The 13,077-nt window shown below is 60.5% G+C and carries 10 protein-coding genes; 3 read left to right on the top strand and 7 right to left on the bottom strand.

All coding sequences use genetic code 11. The features are described from left to right. Positions 1-49 precede the first annotated feature (49 nt). From CTATCC11996_RS15295 to CTATCC11996_RS15280, 5 genes are all read right to left on the bottom strand, one after another. A complete protein-coding gene (locus tag CTATCC11996_RS15295) occupies positions 50-1,783 on the bottom strand; it encodes a methyl-accepting chemotaxis protein (protein ID WP_003077774.1) in 1,734 nt (577 codons plus the stop codon). Positions 1,784-2,202: 419 nt separating this feature from the next. Further along, positions 2,203-3,159 (bottom strand): AEC family transporter, encoded by a 957-nt coding sequence (locus CTATCC11996_RS15290; protein WP_034349311.1) that lies wholly within the window; start codon positions 3,157-3,159, stop codon positions 2,203-2,205. 138 nt (positions 3,160-3,297) lie between these two features. After that, complete coding sequence (locus CTATCC11996_RS25720) at positions 3,298-3,468, bottom strand: DNA polymerase beta superfamily protein (protein ID WP_003077765.1); 171 nt, start codon at positions 3,466-3,468, stop codon at positions 3,298-3,300. Positions 3,469-3,518: 50 nt separating this feature from the next. Next, positions 3,519-4,745 (bottom strand): RtcB family protein, encoded by a 1,227-nt coding sequence (locus tag CTATCC11996_RS15285; protein WP_003077763.1) that lies wholly within the window; start codon positions 4,743-4,745, stop codon positions 3,519-3,521. Positions 4,746-5,444: 699 nt separating this feature from the next. After that, positions 5,445-7,022: a vWA domain-containing protein gene (locus CTATCC11996_RS15280; protein ID WP_003077761.1), complete on the bottom strand. Its 1,578-nt coding sequence runs from the start codon at positions 7,020-7,022 to the stop codon at positions 5,445-5,447. A gap of 202 nt (positions 7,023-7,224) precedes the next feature. Between CTATCC11996_RS15280 and rtcR the strand changes: the two genes are divergently transcribed. Continuing rightward, on the top strand, positions 7,225-8,835 hold the full coding sequence (gene rtcR, locus CTATCC11996_RS15275) for an RNA repair transcriptional activator RtcR (protein WP_003077759.1): 1,611 nt from the start codon (positions 7,225-7,227) through the stop codon (positions 8,833-8,835). A gap of 102 nt (positions 8,836-8,937) precedes the next feature. Continuing rightward, a complete protein-coding gene (gene sbcB / locus CTATCC11996_RS15270) occupies positions 8,938-10,377 on the top strand; it encodes an exodeoxyribonuclease I (RefSeq protein WP_003077757.1) in 1,440 nt (479 codons plus the stop codon). Positions 10,378-10,413: 36 nt separating this feature from the next. Here the strand turns inward: sbcB and CTATCC11996_RS15265 are convergent, their stop codons facing one another. Further along, positions 10,414-11,436 carry an ABC transporter substrate-binding protein gene (locus CTATCC11996_RS15265; RefSeq protein WP_003077755.1) on the bottom strand — a complete coding sequence of 341 codons (1,023 nt, stop codon included), beginning with the start codon at positions 11,434-11,436 and terminating at the stop codon, positions 10,414-10,416. Positions 11,437-11,757: 321 nt separating this feature from the next. Between CTATCC11996_RS15265 and CTATCC11996_RS15260 the strand changes: the two genes are divergently transcribed. Then, positions 11,758-12,411: a flavin reductase family protein gene (locus CTATCC11996_RS15260; protein ID WP_003077754.1), complete on the top strand. Its 654-nt coding sequence runs from the start codon at positions 11,758-11,760 to the stop codon at positions 12,409-12,411. A 6-nt stretch (positions 12,412-12,417) separates the two neighbouring features. Here CTATCC11996_RS15260 and CTATCC11996_RS15255 read toward each other — a convergent pair whose 3' ends face one another. Beyond that, a complete protein-coding gene (locus CTATCC11996_RS15255) occupies positions 12,418-13,035 on the bottom strand; it encodes an HD domain-containing protein (protein ID WP_003077751.1) in 618 nt (205 codons plus the stop codon). Between the last annotated feature and the right edge of the window lie 42 nt (positions 13,036-13,077).

Below are 13,077 nucleotides of genomic sequence, written 5' to 3'. Positions count from 1 at the left end.
GGCTTGACGCCTCACCGCCTTTGTTCACTGGATCTGCTCGGAAGCTTCCTCAAAAAGTTTCCCAGTCATCGCCATTCTTATCCGTAGCCTGCTGTGTTCCAGCAATGGCAACTGGTCGACGCAGCACAGGGGACTTGGTGGCCACGAGGGTCTTTGGTGGCGACTCCGATACCTTTGCCACTGTCGCTGGTCTTGATGGGTTGACCGACGCTGCCTGCATTGCAGCAGAGGTATTTTGTTGGTGCTCTGACAACTTGAAGACTGCCACTGCTTCGACCAGCGACTGTGCTTGGTTGTGCAAGCTGCTGGCTGCGGCGGCCATTTCCTCGACCAATGCTGCGTTTTGCTGCGTGGTTTGATCCATTTGGGTAACGGCTTCCCCAATCTGGGCCATCCCCGAGCTTTGCTCGTGGCTGGCAGCGCTGATTTCACCCATGATATCGGTGACGCGCCGAATGGCCGTGACCACATCGGTCATGGTCTCGCCGGCTTTGTCCACGAGCATGGAGCCCTGCTCCACGCGCTGGACGCTGGTGGTAATGAGCTGCTTGATCTCCTTGGCTGCATCGGCTGAGCGTCCAGCCAGAGCCCGTACTTCGCTTGCAACCACTGCAAAGCCCCGCCCTTGCTCACCGGCGCGGGCAGCTTCGACGGCGGCGTTCAAAGCCAGAATATTGGTCTGGAAAGCGATGCCATCAATGACACCGATGATGTCGGAAATCCTGTGGCTGCTTTCATTGATGCTCTTCATGGTCTCCACTACCTCTGCGACCACTTCGCCGCCCTGTGTGGCAACAGAGGATGCATTCACAGCCATCTGATTGGCCTGGCGTGCGTTGTCGGCATTTTGTTTGACCGTCGCACTCAACTGCTCCATGGATGCAGCAGTTTGTTCAAGAGCACTTGCTTGCTCTTCCGTGCGGCTGGATAGGTCGTTATTGCCCATGGCGATCTGAGCGCTGCCCGACGCAACTCCCTGAGCATTGCCGCGCACCGCCGACACCGTGCTCACGAGGCTATGTTGCATACGTTGCAGCGCACTCAACAGTTGACCGGTCTCATCCTGAGATTTCACCGTGATCTGGCCGCTGAGATCACCTCTGGCCACACGGTCGGCTGCTGCCATGGCCAGGGACAGGGGGCGTGTGATGGAGCGAGTAATCGTGATGGCAAGGGTTACCGCTAGAAGAATGGCGATTGCCCCTGCCGCCAACACTTCCTGGAACAGATTGTCGGCAGCAGCTTCAGCCTTCTGGCTGGCCACGTCGGAGCTTTGGGTCTGGTGATCCAGCATGCTGCGGATAACCCGCTGATATTCGAGCTGGTTGGGGCGTAGTTGGGTTTCCAGCAATTTCAGCGCTTCATCTCTTTGGCCCTGATCGAGCAGTGCAAGGAATTCATCACCGGATTTGAGGAAGGCCACGCGCCGCTGCTTCAGATCCTCCAGCAGCGATTGCCCCAGGCCGGAGTGAGTGTGCTTGCTCAGCGAATCCATTTCTCCAGCCAGCTCCGTGCGGGTCTTCTGAATCATGGCACGTGCCGAGGCCTGGAGCGTCTCCGTGGAAAAGATCGCTAGGTTGCGGAATTGAATCGCCTGTTCATTGGCACCATCCGTGATGGTGTTCAGCGTGCGAATGATCGGGATTTGCTTCTGGGTGATGTCGGTGAGGGCTGAGCGCTGAGTCGACGACCCCCAAAGTGCCACCCCTCCCAGCACTAGTATCAGCACCATCAATGTCATGAACGAGAAAGTCAGCCGAGTGGAAATTTTCAAACGATCCATTTCGCGCGCCTCCTTTAGCAGCCAATGTTTTCGGTTTGAGAGCTCGTGTCAATTTGTGTTCATGTATTCAAAGTGTAACTTTGTGCGGATTTCAGGGGCACCTTTTTTTTTATGAGTGATTGCGGCTTCTGAGCGACAGCGCCCAAGTCCTTGTCTTCTTCCTCCTTGCCGAACTGGATGAGCGTTGTTCCCTGTCTACTGATCTGCGTCATCCCGTCCTGCACTTGGGAGTAGCTGCCTGGACGCCAAAGCCAAGCTTTTTTTCAGGACAGGTCGAGATCTGCTCCCACTTTCGCTGGCCTGCTCATGGCCGGTTCACTGCAATGTTTCAGCCAATGCCGCAGTGCCATGCGTCGGCAGGCAAGACCGAGCTCCGATTGAATCGAGGGTGGATATACGCGAAGGACGACCTTGATGAACTATGTCCCATGCAGGACGTGCAGCAGCATCAGCAGCAGCGGCATGGTCACCAGGGCCAGCAGTGTGGAGAGGGCAATGCTGGCCACCACCTCATCCTCGGCAACCCGGTAGCGCTGGGTGAAGAGCAGTGCGTTGGCACCCACGGGCAAGGCTGAGCAGATCAGCATCACCCCCATGGCCGGGCCGCGCAGTTGAAGTGTCCAGGCGCAGACGAGAAACACAAGTGGGTGCACCAGCGACTTGACCAGCGTGATGCGCATCGCGGCTCGCCAGTGAGCTCCGATCCTGGTGTAGGCCAGCGTGATGCCGACGAGCAGCAACGCCATGGGACCCATGGCCGAGCCCAGCATCTTGAGTGAGGTATCAAGCACTTCGGGCAGAGGCCAGCCTGTCAATGACCACAGCAAGCCAGCCAGAATCGGCAAAGGCACCGGGTGGATGACGCTATTGCGCACTGCCTGCCAGACAGTGCGCCCCATGGACCGTTTGTTGTGGGTGCCGTCAGCATGCTGTTCACGGGAGGATGCCAACTCGAACACCATGGTCGCGGCCGTCAGCAATACCAGGGCGTGCACCGAGATCAAGGTGAACAGCGTCACCAGTCCCTGCTCGCCAAAGGCCAGGCCCACGAGCGGTACGCCGATCATGGCTGCATTGCTGAACATGCTGGCCAATCCGCGCGCCGCAGCCAGGGTGTTGAAGCCGTAGACCAGCATCGTTGTCACGAATACGATGATGGCCGATAGGAAATACACGCCAATCGGTCGGTAATCCAATTCGCCGATATGGACCTGAGCCATGGTGCGAAACAGCAGTGAAGGCAGCAGCAATAGGAACACAAGGTTGGACATGTCCTTGACTGCTGCCTGTCGCACCAGTCCGACACGCGCCAAGCCAAACCCTGTACCGATCAACGCAATCACCGGTAGTAGGGCCGCTACTGCGGAACCATTCATTCAACTCTCCAACAAAACCGAATCGCTGCTTGCACCTTGCTCCAGGCTTGAGCATATGCACTTCTCGGGCGCTGAGCTTAACGCCTCTGCACACGCGTTTTCGGAATCTGCTTCACCTGTGCGCTATCGCACAACCTGCTAAATGAGCAAGTCTTGGTTGCTATTGGGCGAGGTGAAGCCCCAGCTTCGCTTGCCCGATTCACCGGCAAGCAGCGCCGTCATGTCGTGCTTTTGTTTGCAGTGCATGGCGCGCATGACCTCCAGTAGAAGGAATGCACCCGGAATGGCTTTGTGCTCAATGGTTTGCACAATGGATCTCCTTTCTGGCAATGAGGCGTGAGTCCATGCTCCCGCTTCATTCAACCCTTGACGCAGATCACCTGCTTGAGGGTATGGACCACTTCCACCAGGTCCTTCTGGGCGGCCATGACAGCGTCGATGTCCTTGTAGGCCATGGGGATCTCGTCGATCACGCCTTCGTCCTTGCGGCATTCCACGCCTTCGGTGGCCTTGATCTGGTCAGCCACTGAGTACAGCTTTTTGGCCTTGGTACGGCTCATTACGCGGCCCGCGCCGTGGCTGCAGCTTTCAAAGCTCTCGGGGTTGCCCAGGCCGCGCACGATATAGCTGCGCGCGCCCATGCTGCCGGGGATGATGCCCATCTCGCCGCGCTTGGCGCTCACGGCGCCCTTGCGGGTGACGAACACATCCTCGCCAAAGTGATGTTCCTTTTGCACATAGTTGTGGTGGCAGTTCACGGCCTCCACGTGGGACTCGAAAGGCTTGGTAATCACCTGGCGCACGGTGGCGATCAGGTTGGCCATCATCACTTCGCGGTTGCTCATGGCGAACTTCTGCGCCCAGGACACGGCGCGCACATAGTCGCCAAAATAGCGGGCACCCTCTTCAAGGTAGGCCAGGTCCTGGTCGGGCAGATTGCGCTGGTGCAGCTCGGCATCCTTCTTGGCCAGCTCGATGAAATGGTTGCCGATGGCATTGCCCACGCCACGTGAGCCCGAGTGCAGCATGAACCAGACAAAGCCCAGTTCGTCCAGGCACACTTCCACGAAGTGATTGCCGCTACCCAGAGTTCCCAGGTGCTTGCGGTTATTGGTCTTTTCCAGGCGGGGGTGCAGCTCGCACAGCGCGTCGAACTCGTCCACCAGCGTGGCCCATTTCTGGTCCACCAGATCGGGAGGGTTCTCCCAGGCGCCAGGATCACGGCCACGGCTTTTGGGTGCCGACCCATGGGGCACGGCTTTCTCGATGGCCGAGCGCAGCGTGGCCAGGCTGTCGGGCAGGTCTTCGGCGCGAAGCGTGGTCTTGGCGGCCATCATGCCGCAGCCGATATCCACGCCGACGGCTGCGGGGATGATGGCCTTGACGGTGGGAATCACCGAGCCGATGGTGGCACCAATGCCCAGGTGCACATCGGGCATGGCGGCAATATGTTTGAAGACAATGGGCAGACGCGCGGCGTTGGCCAGCTGTTGCCGGGCCTCGGTTTCCACGGGCACACCCTTGGTCCACATCTTGACGGGCACGCCGCCAGCGACTTCCAGTAGTTGGTAATTGTGTTCGGACATCTTGATTTCCTTCAGGACCTACGCAAACAGGAGCGCAACAACGGACTGTCTGCTGAGGTAGTCGTCTTGCCTGGACCGGTTTTGCGCAAGTCGTTTCCTTGTTGTTCATGTCATTGATGGCGGTCTTGCAGCGACAAGGATTGGTGAAACATCGTGCTCTACCAGGCTGAGCTACAACAGCTTTGCAACTGCTGGCAGGATTCGAACCTGCGACCACGAGATTAAAAGTCTGTAGTTCCACCGGCATTCGCTGCAGGGCAGCCAAACCGAAAATTCAATGGGACTCACGCTTGCGCAAGTCCTGTTCAAAAAAGGCGGCGCGACCAGAGAAGCAAGACATAGCCATGACCGGTTTCCCGGCTGGGGAATCGAACCCCGGCAACCAGATGTAGTCCTGCTGGCATTCGCGCCAAACTCAAACCATGGTGATGAATGCCTTGCTGCGACAAGGGTTGGGTGAAACATAACCCGCGCTGTACCTTTGGCTACCGCTCGTTGATCTTTCGATCCGACGAGGCGGGCAGGAATCGAACCTGCAATCCGGGCACCCATGTAGTTCCACCGGCATTCGCAGCCAGTCATTCAAACCGTTCAACTTCATTCAGGACATCTGCTGCGGGCGACAAGGGGTTGGTGAGACGGGACAGTTTGGATATGTAGTCCCACCAGCATTCGCCAGCAACAGATGATCACTTCAACTCACTGAGGCTGGAGAGCGATCTTCTCGATCTCGCCCACCCAGTGCTCGGCGCCAAGCCTGCCTTCGGCAAAACTTGCCACCACATCGAACACCGCATCGCTGAAGCCGCCGACATTCAGAATGTCGTCACGCTCCATGGCCTGCGTTGTGCCATAGGGCTGGATGTCTATGCAGACCAGCCGGGCGTCGGGGTTGCGCTGCTTGATGCGCTCCCACTGCAACATGGTTTCGGTGGCACCGCGGCGCACACCATCGACCCAGGACTCGTTGTCCGAGACCATGATCACCATATCCACTCTTGCCTTTTCATCGGCCAGCTGCTTCAGTGGTGCACTGCAGTTGGTACCGCCGCCGCCGATCTTTGCCAGCTTGGTCGCATTGGTCATCACCGAGTCGCGGCCGTTGAGTTCCAGCTTCACCACCTTCTGCTCGAAGGGCAGCACACGGGCCGTCCTGTTCTTGCGCAGCACGGCGGCGGCCATCAGGCCGGCCACATCGATGCAGCGCACCGCCGTGGTGGCTCCGGTGCGATAACCCGTCACAGGGCTGTGCATGGAGCCCGATACATCGGGGCAGACCACTACCGCTCCTGCAAAGCAGGGCACATTGGCAATGGCATGCACCATGGCATCCTGCAGCGCATCGCGCACCTGGGCCGGTACCTGCTCACCGGCAGCCTGGTAGGCCGACAGCAGTTGGTAGGGCATGGCACGGGCCTTGGCCACGGCGTCGGCATCTCCCAGCTTGCGGGCGATCAGTGCCGCCATTCCCTTGATCTCGAACACGCCATGGCGTGCAAAGGTGTTGAGGTTCTGGCGCACCATCTGCCATGAGCCGCTGCAGGCGATCTGCGCCCATTGCTGGGCTTTCAGCTCGAGTGCGGTCAGCATCTGAAACGGAACATCAGGCAGCTCGGCACTCACCAGGCCCTGGGCCGCATCGCGCTTGAAACGCTCGAAGGCCTGGGTGATGGGAGGCAGCTCCGCTTCATCAAAAGGCTTGCCGATCAACCAGGCAAACCATGCGGAACGCCAGGCCTCCTGAGGCTTGGGGTGCACCATCTTCACTACGTCGGCGAGCGATGGCTGTTTGCCCACGGCAGCGCTGAGCAACTGCTTCTCGCTCGCATTGAGCAGCCAGTTCTGCACCAGCTTCTTGGGTGCCGAGCCCAGGGACTTGCGACCCATGGCGCCGCTGCGCACGATCTGCACAAAGTTGCGCAGCATCTTGCCGTTGTCGATCACGCGGCCAAACACCTGGTTCAGCAGCGCGGTATCCCAGACAGCCAGCGCGGCAGCCAGGGTGGCTGGCATGTCCTTCATATAGCCGCGTTGGCGGGCATAGACGGCCGTCTGGGCGGTAAAGCGCGTGTCCACCTCCAGCACCAGATTGCCCAGCTGCTCCAGCTGATCCTGACCGCTGGCATAGAAAGTCTGGCTCAGGCAGCCGGTCACGGCCATCTGGGCCAGCTGGTGGCGGGGGCTGAAGGCATAGGCTGCGGCGCCTTCCTGATTGACCGTGTTGGCGGCAGCAGTCAGTGCGCCGCGGCTGGTTTGAAACAATTGCGTGTTGACCATTCTTCTTCTCCTGTTTGCATTCAACTTGCAGATGCTTTGGTTATTGCAAGTGGTGTGCCAACTTCTCGAAGGTGGAGTGGTTGATTTTCAAGTTATTGAATTAATTGGATAAATTTCATTTCAATTGCTTTGGGTGGCAGATGCGGTGGAAAATGAATTGAAAGATTATTAGAATTAAAGATAGATATTTATCCAAAAAGATATGTCAAAAAAGAATGTGGTGATTGGCTTCATGGGCACGCAGCTCGATTCAGGGAAGGGAGCAGGGCGCTGGAGCAAGTGGCGGCCTACGGTGTCGCTGATGCAGCACGAAGACCAGGTGATAGACCGGCTGGAGCTGCTGTACTCCAGCCGCTACGACAAGCTGGCGCAGACCCTGGTGCAGGACATTGCCAATGTCTCGCCCGAAACCCGGGTCAATCTGGTGGAATCCGATGTCCAGGACCCCTGGGACTTTGGCGAGATGTATGCCTCGCTTTACGACTGGGCGCGCAATTACCGCTTTGATACCGAGCGCGAGAATTACTGGGTACACATCACCACGGGCACCCATGTGGCGCAGATTTGCATGTTCCTTATGGTGGAGTCGCGCCAGATACCGGGTGTGCTGCTGCAGACCTCGCCACCGCGCAAGCAGCAGGCTGGCTCGCCGGGCAACATGATCCTGATCGATCTGGACCTCACGCGCTACGAAGCCCTGGCGCAGCGCTTCCATCTGGCCCAGACCGAGGCGCTGGACTTCCTCAAGAACGGCATTGCCACGCGCAACCCGCAGTTCAACCAGCTGATTGAAGAGATAGAGCGCGTGGCGATTCGCTCGCGTGCACCGATTCTTTTCACAGGGCCCACGGGTGCGGGCAAGTCGCATCTGGCGCGGCGCATCTTCGAGCTCAAGAAATCGCGCCACCAGGTGGCCGGCGATTTTGTCGAGGTCAACTGCGCCACCTTGCGTGGTGACGGCGCGGCTTCCACCTTGTTCGGCCACAGAAAGGGAGCGTTCACCGGGGCGGCGGCAGACCGTGCCGGCCTGCTGCGCACGGCGCATGAAGGCGTGCTGTTTCTCGACGAGATCGGCGAGCTCGGTCTGGACGAGCAGGCCATGCTGCTCAAGGCCGTGGAGGAAAAGCGCTTTTTCCCCATGGGCAGCGACAAGGAGGTCAGCAGCGACTTTCAGCTCATAGCTGGCACTCACCGTGACCTGCGCGTCGATGTGGCCGAGGGGCGCTTTCGCGAAGACCTGTTTGCGCGTATCAATCTCTGGTCCTATACCTTGCCGGGTCTGGCACAGCGCCCCGAAGATCTGGAGCCCAATATCGACCACCTGCTGCTGCGCGCCGTGGCCGAGACCGGCAACTCCGTGCGCTTCAACGCCGAGGCCAGGGCGCTGTATCTGCAGTTCGCCAAGTCTGCCCAGGCTCCCTGGAGCGGCAACTTCCGCGACCTTGCGGCCAGCATCACGCGGCTGGCCACGCTGGCCGACAGCGGTCGCATTACGACCAGGCAGGTGGAGGCCGAGATCAAGCGCCTGGACTGGTTGTGGCAGCATGCGCAGAACCATGTCCTGCCCAAGGCTGAGGTGGATCTGGGCGACTATCTGTCCGAAGACGCCATCGCCCAGATCGATCTGTTTGACCGCTTGCAACTGCAGTCCGTCATCGCAGTCTGCCGCGCATCGACCACGCTGTCCGATGCGGGTCGCAAACTGTTTGACCAGTCGCGCCAGCAAAAAGCCGTGGTCAACGATGCAGACCGGCTGCGCAAATTTCTGCACAAATTTGGTTTGAATTGGGAGCAGCTCAAACAATCATATTGATAGCTGCTTGCGCTTTATTCATAAAGGATAAGGGCCAAAAAGGCTTGAAGTTGATGGGGCTGAGCCGTAAGCTGTGCCGGTTCGCAGGCATACTTCGGGCCCATGGCTCATACCTTCTTCTGGCACGACTACGAAACCTTTGGCGCCCAGCCGCGCTATGACCGTCCCGCGCAGTTTGCGGGCATACGCACGGATGACCAGCTCAACGAAATCGGCGAGCCCGTGATGTGGTACTGCCAGCCGGCCAATGACTATCTGCCTGATCCGCAATCCTGTCTGATCACGGGTATCACGCCCCAGCGTGCACTGCAGCAAGGCGTTGCCGAGCATGAGTTTGCAGCGCTGATCGAGGCCGAGCTGGCCCAGGCCGGTACCGTGGGCGTGGGCTACAACACGATTCGATTCGACGACGAGATCACGCGCTTCATGTTCTGGCGCAATCTCACCGACCCCTATGCGCGCGAGTGGCAAAACGGCTGCGGCCGCTGGGATTTGCTCGACGTGGTGCGCATGGTCTATGCGCTGCGTCCCGATGGCATTCACTGGCCGACCAAGGAAGACGGCACGCCCAGCTTCAAACTCGAGGACCTGGCCCGCGCTAATGGCCTGCTGCACGAGCAGGCCCACGATGCGCTGAGCGATGTGCGCGCCACGATTGCCCTGGCCCGGCTGATCCGCGAAAAGCAGCCGCGCCTCTTTGACTTTGCCTTTGGCCTGCATAAAAAGGACGGCGCCCTTCGTGAGATGGGCCTGCCAGCCACGCAGGAGCACGCGCGGCCCTTTCTGCATGTGACTGGCATGATCAGCCCCGCGCGTGGCTGCCTGGCCGTGATGTGGCCGTTGGCCACCCACCCCACCAACAAGAACGAAGTCATCTGCTGGGATCTGGCGGCCGACCCGAGCGAGCTTTCGGGCATCAGCATCGAGGACCTGCGTCTGCGTCTGTTCACGCGTCAGGCAGAGCTGCCCGAAGGCGTGAGCCGTCTGCCCATCAAGAGCATCCACGTCAACAAGTCGCCCATGGTGGTGGGCAGCCTCAAGACCCTGAGCCCGGCCATGGCCGAAAAATGGGGCGTGGACATGGAACTGGCGATGCAGCATGCGGCGATTGCCCGCGACCTGCCCGACATGAGCGCGCAATGGAAGGCCGTCTTCACGCGCGAGGCGGGTGAGCCGCTGGACGCGGACCAGGATCTGTATGGCGGCTTTGTAGGCAACGAGGACCGCCGCCGCCTGGAGCGCATCAAGCGCCTCTCGCCCCAGGAGCTGGCGCTGGACAAGACCGGCTTTGATGACGCACGCCTGACCGAGCTGGTCTGGCGCTACCGTGCGCGCAATTTCCCGCAGACCCTAGATGCCGGCGAGCAGCAGCGCTGGGAGCAGCACCGCGCTGCCTGCCTGATCGAAGGACAGGGTGGGGCACGCACGGCCGAGCAGATGTTCGCCATGATCGACACCCTGTCCGAAACCGCCGACGAGCGCGCCGAGGAGATTCTGGGCGAGCTCTACGACTATGCCGACGCCATGGTGCCCGAGGCCTGAGGCCTTGGCAGTGGCGCTTGCTGACTCAATGCAGGTCTAGCGTTTGGGCAGGATGTCCAGCTCTGCTGCGCTGGGCAGGAAGCTGCCGTTCCATACGGCGTTGGCCGGCACCGGGTTCTTGGTGGCATAGGCCTTGGCGACCTGCTCGGCCATTCTGGCCAGACGCTCGGTGCGCAGCTGGCCAAAGCCTTCTTCACGCGCCCCCTTGCTGTCGATTGCGGTCTCGATCGTCAGCTTCAGGCGTTTGACCTCCTGCGCCACGTTGACCAGCCCATCCTTGGCTTTCATGGACGCAATGGCGGCTTCGGGATTGGCAATGCCTTCCCTGGCACCCCGCGCGAAGGCCTTGAGGAAGGCGCGCACGGCTTCCGGCTTTTCCGCAATCAGCCTGGGGCTGGCGATGATCACATTGCCGTAGAGCTGAACGCCGTGCGTGGCGTAGGGCAGCACCACCACATCCTCGCGCTTGATGCCGCGGGCCTCCAGATTGAGCAGGCTGGTGAAGGTATAGCCGGTGACGGCATCCAGGTCGCCACGCGCCAGCATGGTTTCGCGCAGCTGCGGCTCCATGGTGCTCCATTGCACCTCGCCCACGCCATTGGCCTGGGCGAAGATGGGGAAGGTGCGGCGGCCGGCATCAAAGATGGGGGCTCCCATTTTCTTGCCCGTCAGGTCGGCGGCCTTGGTGATGCCTGACTTCCTGAGTGCCATCACCGAGGCCGGTGTGGTGTTGTAGATCACCATGATCGCCACGGGCTTGATGGGCGCGTCGGGGTTGTTGGCGTGAAATTCCATCAGCGCGGCGAGGTCGGCAAAGCCCAGATCATGGGTGCCTGAGGCCACGCGCTGGATGGCGCCTGCGCCGCTGGCAGCCTCCACATTCACATCCAGACCGGCCTGTTTGAAATAGCCTTTTTGCTCGGGGTGGACGAACAGGGCTGCAGGTCCTTCGAAGCGCCAGTCCAGCTGGAACTTGAGCGGCGTGTCTGCCGCCTGGGCAGCGCCCCAGCTCAGGGCAGCAGCGGCCGTGGCGGCCTGAAGAAAGGTTCGTTTGCGCATATGACTCCTTGGTTTATCGATGGCGAAGGGACTGCTGCCTGTGCGCAAGATCGATGCCAATGTGTATACAAAGCGTGAACCGCTGGAGAGGGCACTGCGACGGTGCGTGCCGGACCTGCATGTCCGGCTCTGGTGCATGGGGCGCCAGCGATGGTGCGTGGCCGTGCGCAGATCAAGCGCGGGTCAACTGGCAGGCGTCCGGCATGAATATTGCAGTCCTGTGCAGCTTCAGGGCTGCTGCTGATTGCGCAGCCTGCTATCGAATCCATAACAGATCCGCCGCCAGGGCGAGAGCGGCCGCAAGGGCCGGGAGAGACTGCAATGACCGAAATTGATTTTGCGCAACTGGACACCTATGCCCGCTACAAGCTGATGGCCAGCCTGATCGTGCCGCGCCCGATCGCACTCGTGACCACGCTGGGAGTCGATGGCACGGTGAACGCGGCGCCTTTCAGCATGTTCAACATGATGGGCGAGGACCCGCCGGTGGTCATGCTCAGCATCAACAAGCGCCAGGATATGGCGCAGAAGGACACGGCCACCAATATCCTGCGCACGGGCGAGTTCGTGGTGCACATCACCGACGAGGCCATGGCCGCCGCCATGCACCGCTGCGGCGACAGCCTGCCGCCCGAGCACAGCGAGTTGCAGCACACAGGCTTGATAGCGACCCCGTCGCAGAGCGTGCAGCCGCCGCGCATTGCCCAGGCGCCGGTGGCCTTTGAATGCGTGTTGCACGAGACGCTGGAGACCGAGGGCCGCTATGTCTTTATCGGCCGCGTCCAATGGCTGGCCGTGCGCGAAGGGCTGGTGGACACCGAGAAATGGCGGGTGCGTCTTCAGGAGTTCTTCCCCGTGGGGCGTTTCGGGGCAAGCTTCTACGTCAACTGCCGCGACCGCTTTGCCGTCGAAGCCGATGAGGGCCGGGCACCCGCGTTGAGCGCCACGGCCAGCACGATCATTGACGAGATGTAGGCCTGCTCAGGTGACCCGCTGCAGATTGCTGCGGGCCTTGGCCTCCAGCATTTGCCGAAAGTGCGGCGTGGCATAGATGAAGGCCTGGTCCAGAAAGCCGCGCAGCACCTGCTTGCGCTTGAAGCCATAGACCAGACGCGGCACCCAGGCATATTCGGCGGCGACCTGGCGGTCGTATTCGGCAAAGCGTACGGGGTCGGCGCCCAGAATTGCCAGATCGATATCGACCAGCAACCTGGCATCGGCCTGCGTGGGCGTGGCGGTGTGGCAGGTTGCCATGATCAGCTCATGCACCCGGCGCCAGCAGGCCTCGGACGCGCCACTGTCCTGCAGTGCCTGTGCCGCCCAGTCGGCGCTGCGCAGCTCGTTATCGCTGGCCTTGATGTCGTAGACGGCATCGTGAAACCAGAGTGCTACAGCCACTTCGCCGGGCCGCTGCGCCTGTGCCCAGACGCAGTCGAGTTGGCCCAGGCATTCGGCCAGATGCTGTTGGGTGTGATAGTGGCGCTGGGGTTCGGCCCAGGCTGCGAGCAGGCATTGCAGCAGATCTGCGGGGGGGCTCAGGCCCAGGGCCTGCCATGTGCGTTGCCAGGAGGCTTGGAACAGGGAAGCTGCAGTGTCCATGGCCTTGCTCTCTCTCTCTCTCTCTCTCTCTCTCTCTCTCTC

Source organism: Comamonas testosteroni ATCC 11996, from assembly GCF_000241525.1.
Taxonomy (GTDB): Bacteria; Pseudomonadota; Gammaproteobacteria; order Burkholderiales; family Burkholderiaceae_C; genus Comamonas; species Comamonas testosteroni.
Note: the sequence above shows the minus strand (reverse complement) of the source record. Positions and strands in the feature narration are given on the sequence as shown.

What these genes read in the sequence shown, in the direction of transcription:
- CTATCC11996_RS15295 (WP_003077774.1), bottom strand. Translation starts at nt 1,783, where the DNA reads ATGGATCGTTTGAAAATTTCCACTCGGCTGACTTTCTCGTTCATGACA.
- CTATCC11996_RS15290 (WP_034349311.1), bottom strand. Translation starts at nt 3,159, where the DNA reads ATGAATGGTTCCGCAGTAGCGGCCCTACTACCGGTGATTGCGTTGATC.
- CTATCC11996_RS15285 (WP_003077763.1), bottom strand. Translation starts at nt 4,745, where the DNA reads ATGTCCGAACACAATTACCAACTACTGGAAGTCGCTGGCGGCGTGCCC.
- CTATCC11996_RS15280 (WP_003077761.1), bottom strand. Translation starts at nt 7,022, where the DNA reads ATGGTCAACACGCAATTGTTTCAAACCAGCCGCGGCGCACTGACTGCT.
- rtcR (WP_003077759.1), top strand. Translation starts at nt 7,225, where the DNA reads ATGTCAAAAAAGAATGTGGTGATTGGCTTCATGGGCACGCAGCTCGAT.
- sbcB (WP_003077757.1), top strand. Translation starts at nt 8,938, where the DNA reads ATGGCTCATACCTTCTTCTGGCACGACTACGAAACCTTTGGCGCCCAG.
- CTATCC11996_RS15265 (WP_003077755.1), bottom strand. Translation starts at nt 11,436, where the DNA reads ATGCGCAAACGAACCTTTCTTCAGGCCGCCACGGCCGCTGCTGCCCTG.
- CTATCC11996_RS15260 (WP_003077754.1), top strand. Translation starts at nt 11,758, where the DNA reads ATGACCGAAATTGATTTTGCGCAACTGGACACCTATGCCCGCTACAAG.
- CTATCC11996_RS15255 (WP_003077751.1), bottom strand. Translation starts at nt 13,035, where the DNA reads ATGGACACTGCAGCTTCCCTGTTCCAAGCCTCCTGGCAACGCACATGG.